General features: G+C 68.8%; 18 protein-coding genes. 5 read left to right on the top strand and 13 right to left on the bottom strand.

The genetic code is table 11. The features are described from left to right. The first annotated feature begins 62 nt into the window (after positions 1-62). Positions 63-632: a YdcF family protein gene (locus tag ACWDUA_RS06085; RefSeq protein ID WP_449750114.1), complete on the top strand. Its 570-nt coding sequence runs from the start codon at positions 63-65 to the stop codon at positions 630-632. Positions 633-728: 96 nt separating this feature from the next. Here ACWDUA_RS06085 and ACWDUA_RS06080 read toward each other — a convergent pair whose 3' ends face one another. From ACWDUA_RS06080 to ACWDUA_RS06070, 3 genes are all read right to left on the bottom strand, one after another. Beyond that, a complete protein-coding gene (locus ACWDUA_RS06080) occupies positions 729-1,892 on the bottom strand; it encodes an acyl-CoA dehydrogenase (RefSeq protein WP_449750113.1) in 1,164 nt (387 codons plus the stop codon). Positions 1,893-1,974: 82 nt separating this feature from the next. Then, complete coding sequence (locus ACWDUA_RS06075) at positions 1,975-2,808, bottom strand: TetR/AcrR family transcriptional regulator (RefSeq protein ID WP_449750112.1); 834 nt, start codon at positions 2,806-2,808, stop codon at positions 1,975-1,977. A 63-nt stretch (positions 2,809-2,871) separates the two neighbouring features. Beyond that, positions 2,872-4,572, bottom strand: a complete 1,701-nt coding sequence (locus ACWDUA_RS06070) for an AMP-binding protein (protein ID WP_449750111.1) — start codon at positions 4,570-4,572, stop codon at positions 2,872-2,874. A 134-nt stretch (positions 4,573-4,706) separates the two neighbouring features. Between ACWDUA_RS06070 and ACWDUA_RS06065 the strand changes: the two genes are divergently transcribed. Further along, positions 4,707-5,561 carry a response regulator transcription factor gene (locus ACWDUA_RS06065; RefSeq protein WP_449750110.1) on the top strand — a complete coding sequence of 285 codons (855 nt, stop codon included), beginning with the start codon at positions 4,707-4,709 and terminating at the stop codon, positions 5,559-5,561. A 45-nt stretch (positions 5,562-5,606) separates the two neighbouring features. Here the strand turns inward: ACWDUA_RS06065 and ACWDUA_RS06060 are convergent, their stop codons facing one another. Then, positions 5,607-6,062, bottom strand: a complete 456-nt coding sequence (locus tag ACWDUA_RS06060) for a MarR family winged helix-turn-helix transcriptional regulator (RefSeq protein WP_449750109.1) — start codon at positions 6,060-6,062, stop codon at positions 5,607-5,609. A 169-nt stretch (positions 6,063-6,231) separates the two neighbouring features. On the opposite strand from ACWDUA_RS06060, the gene ACWDUA_RS06055 reads away from it, so the two are divergent. Both ACWDUA_RS06055 and ACWDUA_RS06050 read left to right on the top strand, forming a co-directional pair. Beyond that, positions 6,232-7,464, top strand: coding sequence for an MFS transporter (locus tag ACWDUA_RS06055; RefSeq protein ID WP_449750108.1), 1,233 nt, complete (start codon positions 6,232-6,234; stop codon positions 7,462-7,464). Between the two features lie 133 nt (positions 7,465-7,597). Further along, positions 7,598-9,562: an acyl-CoA dehydrogenase family protein gene (locus ACWDUA_RS06050; RefSeq protein ID WP_449750331.1), complete on the top strand. Its 1,965-nt coding sequence runs from the start codon at positions 7,598-7,600 to the stop codon at positions 9,560-9,562. A 73-nt stretch (positions 9,563-9,635) separates the two neighbouring features. On the opposite strand, the gene ACWDUA_RS06045 is transcribed toward ACWDUA_RS06050, so the two are convergent. From ACWDUA_RS06045 to ACWDUA_RS06005, 9 genes are all read right to left on the bottom strand, one after another. Beyond that, a complete protein-coding gene (locus ACWDUA_RS06045; protein ID WP_449750107.1) occupies positions 9,636-10,361 on the bottom strand; it encodes a hypothetical protein in 726 nt (241 codons plus the stop codon). Then, a complete protein-coding gene (locus tag ACWDUA_RS06040) occupies positions 10,358-10,858 on the bottom strand; it encodes a hypothetical protein (RefSeq protein ID WP_449750106.1) in 501 nt (166 codons plus the stop codon). The genes ACWDUA_RS06045 and ACWDUA_RS06040 overlap by 4 nt, the downstream gene beginning before the upstream one ends. Next, positions 10,836-11,768 carry a hypothetical protein gene (locus tag ACWDUA_RS06035; protein WP_449750105.1) on the bottom strand — a complete coding sequence of 311 codons (933 nt, stop codon included), beginning with the start codon at positions 11,766-11,768 and terminating at the stop codon, positions 10,836-10,838. The genes ACWDUA_RS06040 and ACWDUA_RS06035 overlap by 23 nt, the downstream gene beginning before the upstream one ends. Positions 11,769-11,840: 72 nt before the next feature. Then, positions 11,841-12,818, bottom strand: coding sequence for a porphobilinogen synthase (hemB, locus tag ACWDUA_RS06030; RefSeq protein ID WP_449750104.1), 978 nt, complete (start codon positions 12,816-12,818; stop codon positions 11,841-11,843). A gap of 14 nt (positions 12,819-12,832) precedes the next feature. Next, positions 12,833-14,590, bottom strand: a complete 1,758-nt coding sequence (locus ACWDUA_RS06025) for a uroporphyrinogen-III synthase (RefSeq protein WP_449750103.1) — start codon at positions 14,588-14,590, stop codon at positions 12,833-12,835. 53 nt (positions 14,591-14,643) lie between these two features. Beyond that, positions 14,644-15,591 (bottom strand): hydroxymethylbilane synthase, encoded by a 948-nt coding sequence (hemC, locus tag ACWDUA_RS06020; protein WP_449750102.1) that lies wholly within the window; start codon positions 15,589-15,591, stop codon positions 14,644-14,646. Further along, positions 15,588-16,973 carry a glutamyl-tRNA reductase gene (locus tag ACWDUA_RS06015; RefSeq protein WP_449750101.1) on the bottom strand — a complete coding sequence of 462 codons (1,386 nt, stop codon included), beginning with the start codon at positions 16,971-16,973 and terminating at the stop codon, positions 15,588-15,590. Before ACWDUA_RS06015 ends, hemC begins: the two co-directional genes overlap by 4 nt. A gap of 20 nt (positions 16,974-16,993) precedes the next feature. Beyond that, entirely contained in the window at positions 16,994-17,692 is a 699-nt protein-coding gene (locus ACWDUA_RS06010; protein ID WP_449750100.1) for a redox-sensing transcriptional repressor Rex, read from the bottom strand. 126 nt (positions 17,693-17,818) lie between these two features. After that, positions 17,819-18,079 (bottom strand): glutaredoxin family protein, encoded by a 261-nt coding sequence (locus ACWDUA_RS06005; protein WP_449750099.1) that lies wholly within the window; start codon positions 18,077-18,079, stop codon positions 17,819-17,821. 113 nt (positions 18,080-18,192) lie between these two features. Between ACWDUA_RS06005 and ACWDUA_RS06000 the strand changes: the two genes are divergently transcribed. Then, positions 18,193-19,383 (top strand): HAD family hydrolase, encoded by a 1,191-nt coding sequence (locus ACWDUA_RS06000; RefSeq protein ID WP_449750098.1) that lies wholly within the window; start codon positions 18,193-18,195, stop codon positions 19,381-19,383. The last annotated feature ends 18 nt before the right edge of the window (positions 19,384-19,401 follow it).

Here is a 19,401-nt window from a genome sequence, read left to right as displayed (position 1 = left end):
GCGTGGTCGGCCCACCCGGATTCGATTCGCACTCCTCACGAACTTCCGTACACTCTGCGGGTATGCGACTCCGAGTGATCGTGGTAGCACTGGCCATCGTCACCGCACTGGCGACTTCGCTGGCGTCACCGGCGCGCGCCGCCCCGGAACCGCGGCCGGCGGCCGGTGACTTCGGCAGTTCCGAGCTCTTCTCCCGGGAAAGCCTGTTCCTGTGGCAGAGTCCACCGACCCGCTACATCGTGGTACTCGGCGCCAAGATGGGGACATTCGGGCAGACACCGGCGATCCTGTCGGCGCGGCTCGACACCGCGGCACAACTGGCACGGTCGCACCCGTTCAACCGGGTGATCGTGTCCGGCGGCAACACCTGGTGGCTGCCGGTCTCCGAGGCCCAGTTCATGAACCTCGGACTGATCAAACGTCGGGTTCCGGTGTGGCAGATGGTCAACGAGGGCCGGTCCACCAGCACCGTGCAGAACGCGAGCTACACCGTCGGGATGCTCAAGGCGATGGGTGCGACCGGCGCACTGATCGTCACCAACGGCTTCCACATGCCGCGGGCGCTCAAGGACTTTCGGGACGCCGCCGCGAAACAGGGTGCGCGCCTGACCTTCCAGCCCGCCTACGCCTGACCACCGAGACGACGACGAAGGGCGTCCACTCCGCGGAGTGGACGCCCTTCGTCGTGTGAGAGGGAATGCAGTGGTGCGTCAGGAATACAGAACAGATCAGCGCAGCAGTGCGCGGCTCATCACCACGCGCTGGATCTGGTTGGTGCCCTCGTAGATCTGGGTGATCTTGGCGTCACGCATCATCCGCTCCACCGGGAAGTCGCGGGTGTAACCGGCGCCACCGAACAGCTGCACCGCATCGGTGGTGACCTCCATGGCGACGTCGGAGGCGAAGCACTTCGACGCCGAGCTGATGAAGCCCAGGTTCTTCTCGCCACGCTCCGCGCGGGCCGCCGAGGTGTACACCATCAGCCGCGCGGCCTCGACCTTCATCGCCATGTCGGCGATCATGAACTCGACACCCTGGAAGCTCGAGATCGGCTTGCCGAACTGCTTGCGGTCCTTGACGTAGGCGATGGCCTGGTCGAGTGCGCCCTGCGCGATGCCGACGGCCTGTGCACCGATGGTGGGACGGGTGTGGTCGAGGGTCTGCAGCGCGGTCTTGAAGCCGGTGCCCTCGTCGCCGATGATGCGGTCGAGCGGGATGGTGCAGTCCTCGAAGTACAGCTCGGCGGTGGGCGAACCCTTGATGCCGAGCTTCTTCTCCAGCGGGCCGACGGTGAAGCCCGGGTCGTCCTTGTGGACCATGAACGCGGAGATGCCGTTGGCCTTGCGCTCCGGGTCGGTCACGGCCATCACCGTGTACCAGGACGACTTGCCGCCGTTGGTGATCCAGCACTTCGAGCCGTTGAGGACCCAGTTGTTGCCGTCCTTGCGGGCGCGGGTCTTCATGCCGGCGGCATCGGAACCTGCTTCACGCTCGGACAGGGCGTAGGAGGCCATCGCCTCACCGGAGGCGATCGACGGCAGCACCTGGGCCTTGAGCTCGTCGGAGCCGTTGAGGATCAGGCCCATGGTGCCGAGCTTGTTGACGGCGGGGATCAGCGACGACGAGGCGCACACGCGGGCGACCTCTTCGATGACGATGCACGCGGCGACCGAGTCGGCACCCTGGCCGTCGTACTCCTCAGGGACGTGGATCGCGTTGAAGCCGCTGGCGACCAGGGCATCGAGTGCCTCCTGCGGGAAGCGGGCCTCTTCGTCGACCGCGGCCGCGTACGGCTCGATCTCCTTCTCGGCGAGTGCCCGGATGGCCTCGCGCAGCGCGACATGCTCCTCGGGCAGCTGGAACACGTTGAAATCCGGATTACCAAAACCCATGACAACTCCTCACGACAGTCTCCGGGCACTCAGTGCCACAAGAGTGGCTCGCTACCAGTTCAGCATGGCACGCAGTGCCATGTCAATCGACGTCCTGTTCCATTGTCCCAGCTCCGGGCCGATCGCACCCAGGTGTAGAGGCACCGAGATGGTGACGAACCGCCTCGGCCACGTCGTCGGCACCAGTACCCACCGGGTAGGTAACGACAGTGATGGCCTGCGGCGCGGGGGGGATGGCCTGCGGCGCGGGGGGGATGGCCTGCGGCGCGGGGGGGATGGCCTGCGGCGCGGGGGGGATCGCCTCGTCGGACACCGATTCCCAACTCCCGGCACCGAGTGCCAGACGAATGCGTGTGAGTTCGGTGCGCAACCGCGCGAGCGTGGCATCGGCCTCGCCCCGGATCATGGCGCGCAGGAGATAGTTGTGTGCAGCGGTGACCGCGGCGGCGAAGCCGATCAGCCGCACCGGACTCTCACCGGGCAGCCGGGCCCGCAGGTAGTCCTCGAACAACCGCTGATAGCGGGTGGTGGTGACCAGTTCCCGCTCCCGTAGCGCGGACACCTTCTGCACCACATGCAACCGGCGGACCGCCAGGTCACGGGTCGTGTGGAAGTGGACGAACACGATCTCGGCCGCATCGCACACCGTCGACCACGGATCGGCGCCGCCGTCGCCGCCGTCGTCGTCGCCCGCCAACCGCTCGGCGACCTGCGCGAGCAGCGCCTCGTGGTCGCCGAAGATCATGTCCTCCTTGGACCGGAACTGCCGGAACAGGGTGCGTCGTGACACCCCGGCGGCCGCGGCGATCTGGTCGACGGTGGTCGACTCGTAGCCGTTCTCGCTGAACAGCCGGATCGACGCCGCGACCACCTGCGTGCGCAGGTCTGGGGGATCGGCCATGTCACTCGGTGCCATGGTCACCAGTATCGACCCGACCTGCGCCCGCAGACATCCGGTCCCGGCAGTCACTCCGGGAGACTATGCCGACCCCTCGGCGGCGTCCTTGCGGAGCTCGAACTTGAGCACCTTTCCGGTGGAGGTGCGCGGCAGGTCGTCGGCGAAGACGATGTCGCGCGGAACCTTGTAGCCCGCCAACAACTTCCGCGCGTAGTCGACGAGTTCGTCGGTGGTCAGGGTGGCACCCGGGTTCAGCAGGACGTAGGCGCGGGGACGCTCGCCCCACTTTTCGTCGGGCACGCCGATCACCGCGACGTCGAGCACGGCGTCGTGGCTGACGAGCGCCTGCTCCACCTCGATCGTGGAGATGTTCTCGCCGCCGGAGATGATGATGTCCTTGGCGCGGTCGCGCAGCTGGATGTAGCCGTCGGGGTGCATGACGCCGAGGTCACCGGTGTGGAACCAGCCGCCCGCGAACGCTTCTCGCGTGGCGTCGGGATCCTTGAAGTAGCCGGCCATCACGTTGTTGCCGCGCAACACGATCTCGCCCATGGTCTCGCCGTCGGCGGGGACGTCGACCAGCGGCAGCTTGCCCTGCACGACCACGCGCGCGTCCTCGGCCTGCACCATGCCCACGCCCTGCCGGGACAGCTTGGCGGCACGCTCGGCGGGCTCGAGGTCGTCCCAGGCGTCCTGGTACTCGCAGATCGTGTACGGACCGTAGACCTCGGTGAGGCCGTAGACGTGCACCACGGTGACACCGAGTGCCTCGAGCTGACCGATCACCGTCGGCGACGGTGGGGCCCCGGCGGTGGTGATCCGCAGCTGCCGGTCCAGCCGGTGTGCCAGCGGCGAACCGGCGATGGTGGTGCACACGGTCGGGGCGCCGCACATGTGGGTCACACCGAGGTTGTCGATCGCATCCCAGATCGCGTCGGCGCGCACCGCACGCAGACACAGATGGGTGGCCGATGCGTGGGTGACCGCCCACGGCGTGCACCAGCCGTTGCAGTGGAACATGGGCAGCGTCCACAGGTAGCGGCTGTGACCGGTGAACCCGTTGTGAAAGGCCTCACCGAACGAATTCAGGTACGCCCCGCGGTGGGTGTACATGACGCCCTTGGGTTTTCCGGTGGTGCCCGAGGTGTAGTTGATCGTGATGACGGTGTTCTCGTCGTCGACCGTCCACGGGATGGGCGTGGGGTCGAGGTCGTCGGCGAGGGCGACGAAGTCGGGGTAGGCGACCAGACCGGTGATCCCGGACGCCTCGACGGCACCCTGGGTGGGCCCGAACTCGGGGTCGGTGATCTCCACGGTGGTGGCCATCTCGGGGACCTGATCGGCGATCGAGGCGACGGTGTGGCGGAACTCGGCGTCGAAGAACAGCGTGGTGACACCGGCGTGGTTGAGGATGTACACCAGCTCCGGGCCGGCCAGACGCGAGTTGAGGGCCACGAGCACGCCACCCGCCAGCGGCACGGCGTAGTGGGCGACCAGCATCTCCGGGATGTTCGGCGCCAGATAGGCGATCCGCTCACCCGGCGTGATGCGGCTCTTGAGGACGCGGGCGAGGCGCTGCACCTCGTCGGCGAGCTCGGCATACGACGCGGTGCGCTGCCCGTAGATCACCGCCGCACGGTCGGGGAACACCGACGCCGACCGTTCCAGGAACCGCAGCGGCGTCATCTCCGAACGGTTGGAACCGCCGCAGTCGATGCGGCCGAACTCGGCGTCGAGATCGGTGGTCGGGACGCCGGTGGCGTCGGAAGCCGAGACAGACATCGTCTCCTCCGGGGTTGTGATCGGTGCCGGTGAGGCCGGCGACGTTTGGACTCCTTCCACGGTATGAATCACACTGGACGGTGCACCACCCCCGAAATGGGGTGGTCGGGTGCGCGGAGTGGAGGTGATCGCCGATGGCGGACGATCCGCTGCTCCGACCCGACGACGCCGACACCGTGCGCGCAGAGCTTCGCGAGGCCCAACGATCCACCGGATTGCCGGTGCTGTTCGGCGGTGTGGTGGACGGCCCCGACCTGCTGCTCAGCGGGTTCGTCGGCACCCGCAGCACCATCCTTCGCGACCTCGTCATCAGCTCGCGCTGCGGGCTCGGCGGCCGGACCATCGTCGAGCGTCGGGCGGGATCGATACCCGACTACTTCAACTCCACCGAGATCACCCACGACTACGACCGTGAGGTGTCCGGCGAAGGCATCGAGTCGCTGCTCGCCGCACCCGCCGTGGTGGGCGGGCGCACCCGAGCGGTGATGTACGGCGGTCTTCGCTCGCCGGCCCCGATCGGCGACACCGTGGTCACCCGGGTGGTGGTGGCCGCGCGACGGCTGGCCCGCGAGATCGAGGTCCGCGACGAGGTGGATCGCCGCGTCGCGCGCCTCGACCGGGCGCGCGCCGAGACCGCTCCCATGCCCGCGTCGGTCGCCGACGGGATCATCGAGAGCTGGGTGGCATTACGGGAGATCGCGGCGGCGACCACCGATCCGGCGCTCGCCGAACAGTTGCGCGGGGTCGAGGAACGTCTGCGGGGACTCGGTGCGGTCACACCCGCACCGAACGCCGCCCGGCTGTCGGCAAGGGAGAACGACATCCTGGCCCACCTGGCACTGGGATGCAGCAATGCCGAGATGGCCGACCGCCTGGCGCTGCGGCCGGAGACGGTCAAGGGATACGTCAAGAACCTGATGGCCAAACTCGGTGTGCACAACCGCCACGAGGCCGTGGTCGAGGCCCGCCGCCAGGGACTGCTGCCCTGACGGGCGCCGAAACGCCCGCGCTCGACGATCGGTCCCGGGTCCGGTTCAGGAGGACCGGGCCGGCGCAGCGTCGTAGAGGGCCGAGACCAGGGGCGCGAGTTCGGGCAGTTCGCGCGCGCGGGACAGGGTGTCTTCGAGGACGTGATCATGGGTCGGGCGGGCCTCGTCGAGGAGCTTCTGTCCGTCCGGCGTGAGTTCGGTGTAGATGCCCCGGCGGTCGTCGGCGCACAGGATGCGAGTCAGCAGGTTCCGGTCCTCGAGCCGGGCGACCAGGCGGGTGGTCGCGCTGGACGAGAGTGCAGCGGCGCGGGAGAGCTGCCGCATACGCATATGCCAGCCGTGTTGACGGCTCAGCGCGTCGAGCACGGTGAACTCCACCACCGACAGCCCGTGCTCGCGCTGCAGTGCCCGCTCGAGCTCCGGTTCGATCATTCCGTGCAGGGCGGCCAGGGTCCGCCAGCCCTTCGCCCGGATCTCCACCGCGTCGTCGGCAACACTCATCGCTCGTATCCCTCCCTCGTGTTGGGCCCCCCGAGACTACACCACTTGCGCCGATAGTGAGCGTGTGCAACTATTCATTGTGCCGCGTGTGCAACTACCTCTGTCCGCAATAGATTGCGCACGCACCTAGAGCGCGTTCGTCGCTCAATCATCTGAGAGGAACCGCCCCATGCCCATCGCATTGCTCGCACTCGCCATCGGCGGGTTCGGTATCGGACTCACGGAGTTCGTCATCATGGGTCTGCTGCCCGAGGTGGCCGCCGACTTCGGCGTGACCGAACAGACCGCGGGCTATCTCATCTCCGGCTACGCGCTCGCTGTCGCCGTCGGTGCCATCGCACTCACCGTGGCCATGTCCAGGGTGAATCGGAAGAAGGTGCTCATCATCCTGATGGTCCTCTTCCTCATCGGAAACGCGCTCTCCGCACTCGCTTCCACCTACGAGATGATGATGCTCGGGCGGATCGTCGCCGCGCTGTGCCACGGCGCGTTCTTCGGTATCGGCTCGGTCGTCGCGGCGAGCCTGGTCGCACCGACCCGCCAAGCGGCCGCGATCTCGATGATGTTCGCCGGACTCACCGGTGCCAACGTGCTCGGTGTGCCACTGGGCACCTTCCTCGGCCAGGCCGCCGGATGGCGCTCGACCTTCTGGGCCATCACCGTCATCGGCGTGATCGCCCTGATCGGGATCATCACGCTCATCCCCGCCGCCAAGGTCGAGCCCACCCACCACGCGAGCGTCCTCGGCGAGTTCCGCATCTTCCGTTCCGGCCAGGTCTGGGCCTCGATCTTCATCACGATCCTCGGCTACGGCGGCATGTTCGGCGCGTTCAGCTACATGGCTTTCACCCTCACCGGCGTCTCCGGCTTCGCGGCCTCGATGGTGCCCTGGCTGCTCGTCTTGTTCGGCGTCGGCCTGTTCATCGGCAACATCGTCGGCGGTCGCGCCGCCGACAAGAACCTCGGCGCGACCCTCCTCTTCCTCCTGACCGGGCTGACGATCATCCTGGCGGTGTTCTCCATGGTCGCAGAGTCCAAGATCGCCACGATCATCGCGCTCCTGCTCATGGGCGGCTTCGGATTCGCGACCGTGCCTGCGATGCAGACGCGCATCATGCGTCACTCCGAACAGGCCAAGGCCCTCGGCTCCGGCGCGAACATCGCCGCATTCAACATCGGCAACGCGTTCGGCGCATGGATCGGCGGCATCACCATCGCCGCCGGTCTCGGCTACGCCTCCCCACTGTGGGCAGGCGCGATCGTCACCGTCGGAGGCCTCGTGGTGTTCCTGGTCGCCGGCCGTACCCGCGGGGGCGAACTCCGCAAGGACCACCGGGTGGTGTCCTCGGTCTCGCCGGACACAGCCGATGATGCCGCACGGCGCGTGGACACCGGTGTCTGAGCCCGCTTCGGTCGGGCGGGGGATTCGTCCATCAACCGCTCCGAACGCCCCCATCCCGACATCGGCGATCCGTACGGTGGATCCCGTGTCCACTCCCGAGACGACGACCACTCCCGAGACGACCACTACCGGCGTGCCGGCCGGCCCCGACGAGACCCCGGGTGCCGGGGATCTGCTCGTCGCCGGACTGCGGCGCACCCTCGACGGTCGCTGGCATGCCGTCCGCGACACCGTGCGGGACCAGATCGACCGCCCCGACCTCCTGCCCGATCCGTCCCGGACGCTTGCACAGGCGCGGGCCCGATCCCTCGAGCAGATGCAGGCCCTCGCCGAACGGGGTTTCGCGGCAGCCGGATTCGGCGCCGACCACGGTGGCACCGGTGACGTCGGGGCATCGATCACCGCGATCGAGATGCTCGGCTACGCCGATCTGTCCCTGATGGTGAAGGCCGGCGTGCAGTGGGGACTGTTCGGTGGCGCCGTCGAGAACCTCGGCACCGCACGCCATCACGAACGCTACGTCGCCGACATCATCGACCTCGATCTGCTCGGCTGCTTCGCCATGACCGAGACCGGACACGGATCCAATGTGCAGGAACTCGAGACCACCGCCACCTACGACGCCGACACCCGCGAGTTCGTCATCCACTCCCCGACCCCGTCGGCGCGCAAGGACTACATCGGCGGGGCCGCCGAACACGCGACGGTGGCCGCGGTGTTCGCCCAGCTGATCACGGCGGCGCCGGGTGCCGAACCGGACGGCCACGGCGTGCACTGCTTCGTCGTCCCCATCCGCGACGCCGACGGCCACGACCTGCCCGGCGTCACCACCGGCGACTGCGGATACAAGGGCGGCCTGCCCGGAGTGGACAACGGCCGCATCGCTTTCGACCATGTGCGCATCCCGGCGGAGAACCTGCTCAACCGGTATGGCGACGTCGAGGCCGACGGCACGTATCGCTCACCGATCGACAACGTCAACCGACGTTTCTTCACGATGCTCGGCACCCTGATCCGGGGACGGGTGTCGGTGGGGGCGACCTCCGGTGCGGCCGCACGCAAGGCCCTGACCCTGGGCACCCGATACGGGTTGGTCCGACGACAGTTCGATGCGCCGGACACCGACGACGAGATCCTGATCCTCGACTACCTCGGGCACCAGCGAAAACTGTTGCCTCTGATCGCGAAGTCCTATGCGATCGCGTGTGCGCAGAACGAGCTGACCGCCGAACTGCACGAGGTGCAGTCGTCCACCGACACCGGCGACGACCATGCCACCCGTCAACGTGAACTCGAAAGCGCCGCAGCAGGTCTGAAGGCCTACTCCACCTGGCATGCATCACACTCGATCAACGTGGCCCGCGAGGCATGCGGTGGCGCAGGCTATCTCGACGAGAACCAACTCTCGATCCTGCGCGGTGACATCGACGTGTTCACCACGTTCGAGGGCGACAACACCGTCCTGACCCAGCTCGTCGCCAAGGAACTGCTGTCGGCGTACGCCGAGGACGTGCGCGGACTCTCGACCGGGGGCTGGGTGCGGTTCGTCGCGGGGATGGCACGCGATGTGGTGGCCGAGAAGACCGCGGTGCGCCAGGTGGTGCAGACCCTGCTCGACAGCTCCGACGAGGACACCGAGGAGTCGGCACTCACCGACCGCGGCACGCAGATCCGGTTGTTGCGCAACCGGGAGGACCACCTCGTCCGCACCTGTGCACAACGCCTGCGGCGTGCCCGCGACGACGACAACGACGCCTTCGAGGTGTTCAACCACGCCCAGGACCACCTGCTCAAAGTGGGGCGGGCGCACACCGAGCGGGTGGTGCTCGAGGCCTTCGTCCAGGCGATCGACGACTGCGATTCCCGGGCGGCCGCCACACTGCTGAGCACCGTCTGTGACCTGTTCGTCTACTCGGTCCTCGAGGAGGATCTGGCCTGGTTCCTGATGCACCGGCACGTGTCGGTGGAGCGGGCCAAGGCCATCCGGCGCGGGGTCAACGACCTGTGCCTACAGTTGCGACCGCACGCCCGCGCCCTCGTCGACGCCTTCGGTGTGCCGGAGCGGTTGCTGTCGGCGCCGATGCTCGACCACGGCTGACGTCCCGCCCCGCACCGAGGCGTCAGCGCGGGGGCTGCATGTCGTCACGGGCGCGCAGGATCAGCGGGAACACTCACTCCGTGGAGCCGCGGGGTGGAAGGCCCAGCCGGACGGCGAGATGCGCCTCCGACAACTCGCTACGGAAGCGGGAGACGTCACGCGCCCAGGCCTGCGCCACCGCACCGGTGGAGAGTTCGACGCCCACCCCCTTGCGTCGACGCGGCACACCGTGCAGCTCGCCGAGCGCGGGCGCACTCTCCCACGTCAGTGCCTTCGGTCCGTTGTTCTCGGGGTAGATGCGCGCGATGTCGGCCAGTGCCACTGTCCGTGTGCCCTGCCGCAGCGTGGTCTCGGTGAGTTCCACACTGACGTGGCGCCGCGCGGCGACCACCTGGATCACCGAGAAACCGATCACGATGAGTCCGAAGATCGTGATGATCGGCCAGTGCACCTGCCCGGGACCGCTGATCTCCATCGCCAGGACCGCGCCGATCAAGATCGGGCCGATCGCGACCACCCACCAACTGCCACCCGACTCGGTGAACAGGACCTCACCCGGCTCGACGCGCGGCTCGGGGATCGAGGGAGGCGCGGGGACGACCTCATCGTCGGCCTCGTCGGTCTCGCCGTCCGAGCCTGCGTTGTCCGATTCTGCGTCGTCCGACCCGGCCGCCCGATCACCCGACTCGTCGTGGGTGGGCTCTGACTCCTCGTCGGTGGGCTCTGACTCCTCGTCGGTGGGCTCTGACTCCTCGTCGGTGGGTTCAGGGTCGCCCGAAGGCGTCGACGCACCGCTCACGAAGAACTCCGCCCCGGCTTCTTGCCGCGTCCGGTACCGCCCTTGGTGGACCGCTTCGAGCGACGCCCGCGCTGCTGGTCGGCCATCTCACTCGGGTCCTTGCCGGTGAACCACGCATCCGACTCCGGCCGGTAGGCCAGCAACGACCCGAACAGGCCGACGATCGCGGCGAGCAGCGCGAACGCCAGGAACATCGCCAGGAAGCTCAGGATCAACAGCATGGCCACCGACACGAGGGTCAGGGCGGCCAGCGATGACCGCCAGCGCTCGTCACCGGTGTAGGCCTTGGTGCCCATCAGCGCGATCGCCGCACCGACCACCGCGACCAGCACGCCGATGCCGACCGGCGCCAGCGTCGCATCCGACACGAACACCCCCAACACCACGAAACCGATCCCCAGCAGGATGAGCAACGCGCCCGATGTCACCCAGCAGCGATATGCCCAGACGACGATGCTCGGACGTAGTGCGGGATCAGGCCTGTTCACTGGATCCACCCCCGGGATGCTGGCGGTTCGGGTCATCGTCTCCGGCTTCGTCGTCGCTGTTGCTGGCTGGTGGGTACTGCGATTCGGCAGGTGCCGACGGCATCGAAGGATACCCACCGGACGGCGGTGAGGTCGGCCGGTCGGCGTCCGAAGCAGGCGGATACTGTCCCGCGCCCGGGTACTGACCGGACGGCGGAGCGGTGGGATACGGGGACTGCGTGGGATTGGGCGACTGTGTCGGATACGGGGACTGTGTCGGATACGGGGACTGTGTCGGATACGGCGACTGCGTGGGATACGAGGACTGGGCGGGATACGGGGGTTGTCCGGGGTACGGGCCGCCCGGATAGACCATCGACGGGAGCGGCGGTTCCTGCGGCCGTGTGGACTCGCGCCGGAACGTGGCCATCTTCTTGCAGTAGGTGTCGGATTCGCGGCGCAGGAACAACACCACGGCACCGAGGGCGGCGACCCCGCCGATCACGGTGGGCACCATCGCCCATGCCGGTGAGACATCCGCGAAGAGTGTGAAGAAGGTGGTGATCACCAGATACAGGCTGATCGCGCCGATCAGGAACCGTGCCCAGTTGTATCCGCGACGAGTCAGCAGGATCAGGACGATCGCCACCCCGAACTGGATCACGGCACCGACCACGAGCGAGCCGATGAACAGGCCCGACGACGTGATCAGGTCACGCTGCTCGGCGGTGGCATCCTTCAGCATCCCGTCGACCATGTCGAGGTACTGAGCGCGCTGCTGGTCGTAGGTGGCCACCAGGGTGACGATGTGCGCCAGGATCACCACGATCCACAGTTCGGATGCGATGACGATGGATTCGGGCAGTCTCGGCCGGGAGCCGTCGGGCTCGTCGGCCGGGTGCGGCCCGGACGAGGCAACCGGGTCGGGGGATGCAGACATGGTCCCCAGGTTAGTCACTTCGCCGCGAGCCGGGCGGCGGCTGCGACCGGCCAGGGCCCGCGGCCGCCCCGATCAGCGGAGTCGCCCGGCCATCTCCATGGCCCAGTAGGTGAGGATGATCGACGCACCGGCACGCTTGATCGAGGTCAGCGACTCGGCGATCGCGGCATCGCGATCGATCCAGCCGCGTTCGGCGGCGGCGGTGATCATCGAGTACTCACCGCTGATCTGATAGGCGGCGACCGGGACGTCGGCGAGCTCGGCAACATCGCGCACGATGTCGAGGTAGCTCATCGCCGGTTTCACCATCACGATGTCGGCACCCTCGTCGAGGTCGAGACGCACCTCCCGCAACGACTCCACGCGGTTGGCGGAATCCTGTTGGTAGGTGCGGCGATCGCCCTGCAGCGACGAGCCCACGGCCTCGCGGAACGGGCCGTAGAACGCCGACGCATACTTCGCCGAGTACGCGAGGACACCGGTGTCGGTGAACCCCTCCGCGTCGAGCGCCTCACGGATCGCCGCGACCTGACCGTCCATCATCCCGCTCGGGCCGAGCAGATGCGCGCCGGATCGGGCCTGCGCCAACGACATCGCGATGTATCGGTCCAGGGTGGCGTCGTTGTCGACACGACCGGAGGAATCCAGCACACCACAGTGGCCGTGGTCGGTGAACTCGTCCAGGCAGGTGTCGGCCATCAGGACGGTGTCGTCACCGAAGTCCTTGCGCAACAAGCGCAATGCCCGGTTCAGCACTCCATCCTCGGCGTCGGCACCCGACCCCTGGGCGTCCTTGGTCGCCGCGTCGGGCACGCCGAACAGCATGAGCCCGCCCACCCCGGCGCGGACCGCCTCCTCGGCGGCCGCCCGCAGCGAGTCGTCGGTGTGCTGTACGACGCCCGGCATCGATGCGATCTCACGCGGGGCGTCGATCCCGTCGGCGACGAACATCGGCAGCACCAGATCCTGTGGCGCCAGAACGGTCTCGGCCACCAGGCGACGCATCGCCGGAGTGGTCCGCAGCCGTCGGGGGCGGATCACCGGAGCCATCTCACGCACCTCCCTCAGGACCGCGACCGCCGCGTCTTCTTCCGCGGCGGGGGCAGCGCACCCTCGGCACGCAGCCGGGCGGCGTGCTCGGCCAGCGCATCGACCAGCTCGGTGACCGAGGCGTTCTCCGGCTGCACGTCGACGCGCAATCCGAATTCCGTTGCGGTCTCGGCAGTCTTGGGCCCGATACAGGCAACAATGGTGCGCGCGTGCGGCTTTCCGGCGATACCGACCAGGTTGCGGACGGTGGAGCTGGAGGTGAAGCACACGGCGTCGAAGCCGCCGGTCTTGATCATCTCGCGGGTCTGAGCGGGCGGCGGAGCGGCCCGCACGGTGCGGTAGGCGGTCACGTCGTCGATCTCCCACCCACGCTCACGCAGCCCCTCGGAGAGGGTTTCGGTGGCGATATCGGCGCGCGGCAACAGGATTCGGTCCACCGGGTCGAAGACGTCGTCGTACGGCGGGAAGTCCTCGAGCAGTCCGAGCGAGGACTGCTCCCCCGACGGCACCAGCTCGGGGTTGATCCCGAAGGCCCGCACCTTGGCGGCGGTGGCCTCACCGACGCAGGCGATCTTGACGCCGGAGAAGGCCCGGGCGTCCAGACCGAACTCGGCGAACTTCTCCCACACCGCGCGCACCGAGTTGGTGGAGGTGAACACCACCCACTGGTAGCGGCCGTCGACCAGGCCCTTGACCGCCCGCTCCATCTGCGCGGGGCTGCGCGGCGGCTCGACCGCGATGGTCGGGACCTCCTTGGGGATGGCGCCGTGGCTGACCAGACGCTCGCTCATGTCGGCGGCCTGGTCCTTGGTGCGCGGCACCAGCACGGTCCAGCCGTACAGAGCACGCGACTCCCACCAGGAGAGCTTGCCGCGCTGGGTGACGACCTGACCGATCGTCAGGATCAGCGGGCCGGTCAGCGCATTGCCCTGCTCGTTGAGCGTGGCGAGGGTGGCCTCGATGGTGCGCTGTGCACAGGTGGTGCCGTTGATCGTGATCGCGACCGGCGTCTGCGGGGCCAGGCCGTGCTCGGTCAGCGCGCTCGCGGTCTCGGCCAGATGACCCGACGTCGCGTGCAGCACCAGCGGGCCCGGTGCGGCGGCCAGCGCCGCCCAGTCCACGCCCTCGGCGCGGACATCGGCCTCGGTGTGCCGCGAGCCGAGCGGCATGCCGGCATAGCTGGGCACCACCGATGCGGCGGGCAGGCCGGGCAGCACCTCGAAGGTCACCGAGGTCCGGGCCACGGCGTTGACCTCGGCGAGCACCGAATCGGTGGTCAGCGGATCACCCGAGACCACCCGGACCACGTCGTCACCGGCCTTGGCGGCGGCGACCAGGGTCTTGGCGACCTCGGTGGGGTCACCGAGCGCCGGACGGACGATCTGGTCCTCGGTCTCCTCGGCGGGTCTGTCGGCCTGGACATCAGGTGCCTTGACGTCGGGGGCCGTGAGATCGGACCCGGTCGCGGCCGACGAGGTGGCGTCGTCGGACGTGGCGGCGTCGGCTTTCGCCTGATCCTTGGCGGCGTGATCTCTGGCGGCCTGGTCCTTCTTGGCCTTGGCCGTCGATCGGCGCTGGTCGTCGGCGGGTTGTTCGCGGTGGTCGGCACCGATCATCGCGACCACGGTGGCCGGGACGTCGGGATCGACGTAGGCGGTGGTCGCGGAGGTGATGACGCTCCGCGCCCGCACGGTCAGCAGGTCTGGGTCCCCGGGTCCGGATCCCACGAACAGAATCCGTCCCGGATTGGCCTTCTTCGTCGTACGGCTCATGCGTTCGCACTCTCCTGCCCTCACATGCGGAGGGCTGCAGTTCCTTGCCGGAACTAGGGAGTGTCGACGAGTTCGCCCGCTCCCAGTTCCAGCAGTTCGGCCGCGAGTTCCCTACCCAGCTGATCGGCGCGTTCGACCGGACCCACCACCGAGGCGCGGATCACATCGGATCCGTCCTCGGCCGCCACTGCCGCGCGAAGCGACAGTTCGGCGATGATGCGCCCGTCGTCATCGAGCGACTCGACCACCTCGGCGATCGCCCCGATCGGTGCAGTACATCCGGCCTCGAGGGTCGCAAGCACTGCCCGTTCGGCGTCGACCGATGCGCGGGTGGACGCGTCGTCCAACTCGGCGAGGGTTCTCACCAGTTCGGCATCGTCGGAGCGGCACTCCACGGCCAACGCGCCCTGTGCCGGTGCCGGCAACAGGACCACCGGATCGAACGCCTCGGTGACCACATCGGCCTTTCCGATTCGTACGAGCCCGGCTCGCGCGACGACGACTGCATCGAGTTCACCATCTGCGACTTTGCCCAACCGAGAATCAAGGTTGCCTCTTAGGGGGCGGATTTCCAAACCGAGACCCAATGCTCTAAGCTGCGCCGCCCGTCGCGGGGCCGAGGTCCCGATCACCGAGCCCGACGGGAGCTCGCCGAGGACCTTGCCATCCCTGCTGACCAGGGCATCTCGGGGATCCTCACGCAGCGGGACGGCCGCGATCACCAGACCCGGATCGGGTGCGGTGGGCAGATCCTTGTACGAGTGCACGGCGACGTCGATCTCGCCGGCGTGGAGCGCGTTGCGGATGGCCGTGGTGAATACGCCGACGCCGATCTCGGCGACCGGTGCCGCCGAATCGTCACCGGCGGTCCGGATGATCACCGGCTCGGCCGGATGGCCTGCCGCGATCAGCGCATCGACGATGGTCTGCGTCTGGGTGCGGGCCAACAGCGACCCGCGGGTGCCGACGCGAATGACGTCCCGGTCAGTGGGCTTGGTCACCGTTCTCCCTGTTCGGTGGAATCCCGGTCGGTGTCGGCGACACCGCGCCGGCCCTCGGGAGCCGACACCGCCTCCACCGACCCGGGCTTGAGCTCGAACAACTCACGCAGCGCCTCGGCGTAGTGGTCGCCGTTCGGCGTGGAGGCGAGCTGTTTGACGCGCACTGTCGGCGCATGCAGCAGCTTGTCGACGACGCGGCGCACGGCCTTGGCGACCTCGTCGCGCTGCGGGTCGTCGAGTCCGGGCAGCTTGGCCTCGAGGCGCAGGATCTCGGCCTCGACGACGTCGGCGGCGCGCTGACGCAGCGCGGCGACGGTCGGGGTGACCTCGGCCTGACGCTGCGCGGTGAGGTAGTCGGCGAGCTCGCCGGCGACGATCGAACGGGCCGCCAGGGTGTCGTCCTCGGCGGCCTTGGCGCCGGCGTCGCCGCGCAGTCCCGCGATGTCCACCACGTGCACGCCGGGCAGGCGCGCCGCGGCCGGGTCGACGTTGCGGGGCAGACCCAGGTCACAGATGACCAGCGGCTTGTCGGCGTCCTCGGTACGTCCGCGGGCCGCCAGCGCCGAGTGCACGTCGCCCACCCCGATCACCGAGCCGACCGAACCCGTACACGCGACGACGATGTCCGCGTCGGCCATCGCGGCGGGCAGATCGGCGAATCCGACACCCGACACCGCGATGCCGTGGTTGGCGGCGATGTTGCCCGCCAGATGCTCGGCGTTGGCGACCGTGCGGTTGACCACGGTCATCCGCGCGACGCCCTCGCGGGCGAGGTGCGCGGTGGCCAGGCCACCCATCGCGCCGGCTCCGACGACAACCGCCGAGCGTGCCCGGGACACCCCTGCGCTCTCCAGGAGCTGTCCGGCGCGGTGCAGGGCCACCGACACCACCGATGCACCGGCGCGGTCGATGCCGGTCTCGCTGTGCACCCGCTTGCCGACGCGCAGCGCCTGCTGGGCCAGTTCGTGCAGCACGGTGCCGGCGCTGTGGTTGGAGTCGGCGTCGAGGTAGGCGTTGCGGATCTGGCCGAGGATCTGTTGCTCGCCGACGACGAGCGAGTCGAGGCCTGCGGCGACGGTGAACAGGTGCTCGACCGCGGCCTCGGAGTAGCGCACGTACGCGTGGGGCGTGAGCTCGTTGACGGTCAGCCCGGAGTGGTCGCCGATGACCGTTCCCACCGCCTCGAGAGCCGGGTGGAAGGCGTCGACCACCGCGTAGATCTCGATGCGGTTGCAGGTCGAGACCAGCATCGCCTCGGAGATCGCCTGCGACGACAGGAGGTCGTCGATCAGCTTCGGGCGGTCGTGCTCGGAGACCGAGATCCGCTCGAGCACCTCCACGGGCGCACTCCGATGCGAGACACCGAACAACAAAACACTCACGTCGTCACCGTTTTCTTCACCTACCGGTCCACCACTGCACGCAGTTCACCTGCGTTGCGGGACCCCATCGGGACACGCGACGCCTGAAATGCCAACACCTGTAGTTCCAAGGCTAGATCAACCTGTCGGACGACGACATCAGAGTCCGTGGACAAGGTGATCTGCGTGACGTTGAGCAGCTGCCGCACCCCCACCGCCGCGAAGGCGTCGGCGACGGCCTGCGCCTGCTCGTCAGGTGTGGCCACCACCCCGATCTCGATCGGTCCGACCGTCGGATCCGTGCACACCTTCTCGATGTCGGTGAGTGGGACCACCACGGGCGACTGAGGGGCCAGCCCCCGGCCGATGACCGCCGGATCGTCGTCGAAGAGGGCCACCACCCGGAAGCCTCGGCCGAGACCGGTGTGGTCGAGCAGCGCCCGGCCGAGTCGGCCGGCACCGGCGAGGGCGACCGTCTGGTCGTTGTCGGTGTGCAGGGCGATCGAGATCCGGGCCGTGAGCTTGCCCACGTCGTAGCCGACACCGCGAACACCGTTGGCGCCGACGTAGGACAGGTCCTTGCGGAGGATCGCCGGGTTGACCCCGGCCGCGGTCGCGAGCTGGCGGCTGGAGGCCAGCACCACGCCGCGCTGGGAGAATGCGCGCAGGACGTGCAGATAGGTGGCCAGGCGGGCCACCGACGGCTGCGGGATGGCACCCGTCGTCGAGTTGACGCTCATTCCCGCACACCCACTTTCACCGTTCCGCGCGGCCGGAGGAGGCCACCGGACCCCTGGTTGCGGATCAGCGTATACCGGTGCACAATGCCCGCCGCGCCCACCCCGGCCCGGCCGTCCGATCAGGCCTCAGTGGGCGGCGCGGGCGGCCAGATCGGCGCGCAGCCGGGGCTCGTCGACCTCCCAGTAGCTGTGTTCCTCACCGTCGAGCAACACCACCGGCAACCGGTCGCCGTATTCGGCGCGCAGTTCCCGGTCGCCGTCGGTCGCCGCGGCGTCGACGTCGACGGTCTCGAAATCGGTGCCCAGCTCGGTGCAGATCCGGCGCAGATCGGCGGCGGCGGTCCGGCAGGCCGCGCAGCCGTCGCGGCTCAGCAGGGTGATCGACATGGGCGTTCTCCCGTTCGATGTTGGTTGCTCGCCAGAACAGTCTGACACCCCGGCTAGGCTGTACTCGTCGAGCCCCAACAGCCCGCCGACGGGCCGTCATGGAGGTGTGAACTGTGGGTGTGACCGCTGATGGTGACGCGAATCCGGGAGACGTCCGCCCGGATCCGGATGTGGCCGCGGAGAACGTGTCCGGTGGGGCCGTGATCGGCGACGCCGGGCCGGCCGAGACCGAGGAGGGCCCCTCCGCCGAGGACTGGGAGGCGCACGCCGAACGTGTCGACGGTGGGGTGGTGTCCGACGACGACGCCGTCTCCGCTCCCGACGACTCCGCTGCCGACGACTCCGACACCGCCGAGGAGGACGAGAGCAGCCGGGTGACCGCCTGGATCGCCGAGCGCGCGAGCGCCGCGGGCGGCCGGTTCCGGCAGACCGCCCAGGAACTGCGGCAGACCCTTGCCGGTGAGGCCAGCGCCCGCGCCGCGGTGGCCGCGTTGCGCGCCGGGCCACCGGTGGTCGACGACCCCGACGCCCCGCGTGACCTGACCGCCGCGGCCTTCTTCGACGTCGACAACACCCTGGTCCAAGGCGCCTCGATCGTGCATTTCGCCCGGGGGCTCGCCGCCCGCAAGTACTTCTCGTACTCCGACGTGCTGGACTTCGCGTGGTCCCAGGCCAAGTTCCGGATCACCGGTAAGGAGAACGCCGACGACGTGGCCGAGGGCCGCGAGAAGGCGCTGAGCTTCATCGCGGGGCGGTCGACGTCGGAGCTGGCGGAGCTCGGCGAGGAGATCTACGACGAGTACATCGTCGACAAGATCTGGCCGGGCACGCGAGCGCTCGCGCAGCGGCATCTCGACGCCGGGCAGCAGGTGTGGCTGGTCACCGCGACGCCGGTCGAACTCGCCCAGACGATCGCCGACCGGCTGGGCCTGACCGGCGCGCTGGGAACGGTCGCCGAGAGCAAGGACGGGGTGTTCACCGGGCGCCTCGTCGGCGACATCCTGCATGGCCCCGGCAAAGCACATGCGGTGCGCGCGTTGGCCATTCGCGAGGGCTTGAACCTCAAGCGGTGCACCGCCTACTCCGACTCCCACAACGACGTGCCGATGCTCTCACTGGTGGGCACGGCGGTGGCGATCAATCCCGACGCCGACCTGCGCGACGTGGCCAAGGTGCGCGGCTGGGAGATGTATGACTTCCGCACCGCCCGCAAGGCCGCCAAGTACGGCGTCGGTGGCGCCCTGGTGGTGGGTGCCGCCGGTGGCGGTGCCGCGGCCGCGGTGCGGCTGCTCCGGGGTCGCTGAGGCCGTTCCGGGGGCACT

It is taken from the genome of Gordonia sp. NPDC003376 (assembly GCF_053589235.1).
The sequence above is the reverse complement of the archived record's forward strand: the minus strand, read 5'-3'. Positions and strand labels throughout refer to the sequence as shown.

What these genes read in the sequence shown, in the direction of transcription:
- hemB (WP_449750104.1), bottom strand. Translation starts at nt 12,818, where the DNA reads ATGGCTCCGGTGATCCGCCCCCGACGGCTGCGGACCACTCCGGCGATG.
- ACWDUA_RS06010 (WP_449750100.1), bottom strand. Translation starts at nt 17,692, where the DNA reads ATGAGCGTCAACTCGACGACGGGTGCCATCCCGCAGCCGTCGGTGGCC.
- ACWDUA_RS06025 (WP_449750103.1), bottom strand. Translation starts at nt 14,590, where the DNA reads ATGAGCCGTACGACGAAGAAGGCCAATCCGGGACGGATTCTGTTCGTG.
- ACWDUA_RS06085 (WP_449750114.1), top strand. Translation starts at nt 63, where the DNA reads ATGCGACTCCGAGTGATCGTGGTAGCACTGGCCATCGTCACCGCACTG.
- ACWDUA_RS06005 (WP_449750099.1), bottom strand. Translation starts at nt 18,079, where the DNA reads ATGTCGATCACCCTGCTGAGCCGCGACGGCTGCGCGGCCTGCCGGACC.
- ACWDUA_RS06070 (WP_449750111.1), bottom strand. Translation starts at nt 4,572, where the DNA reads ATGTCTGTCTCGGCTTCCGACGCCACCGGCGTCCCGACCACCGATCTC.
- ACWDUA_RS06035 (WP_449750105.1), bottom strand. Translation starts at nt 11,768, where the DNA reads ATGTCTGCATCCCCCGACCCGGTTGCCTCGTCCGGGCCGCACCCGGCC.
- ACWDUA_RS06065 (WP_449750110.1), top strand. Translation starts at nt 4,707, where the DNA reads ATGGCGGACGATCCGCTGCTCCGACCCGACGACGCCGACACCGTGCGC.
- ACWDUA_RS06060 (WP_449750109.1), bottom strand. Translation starts at nt 6,062, where the DNA reads ATGAGTGTTGCCGACGACGCGGTGGAGATCCGGGCGAAGGGCTGGCGG.
- ACWDUA_RS06055 (WP_449750108.1), top strand. Translation starts at nt 6,232, where the DNA reads ATGCCCATCGCATTGCTCGCACTCGCCATCGGCGGGTTCGGTATCGGA.
- ACWDUA_RS06080 (WP_449750113.1), bottom strand. Translation starts at nt 1,892, where the DNA reads ATGGGTTTTGGTAATCCGGATTTCAACGTGTTCCAGCTGCCCGAGGAG.
- ACWDUA_RS06075 (WP_449750112.1), bottom strand. Translation starts at nt 2,808, where the DNA reads ATGGCACCGAGTGACATGGCCGATCCCCCAGACCTGCGCACGCAGGTG.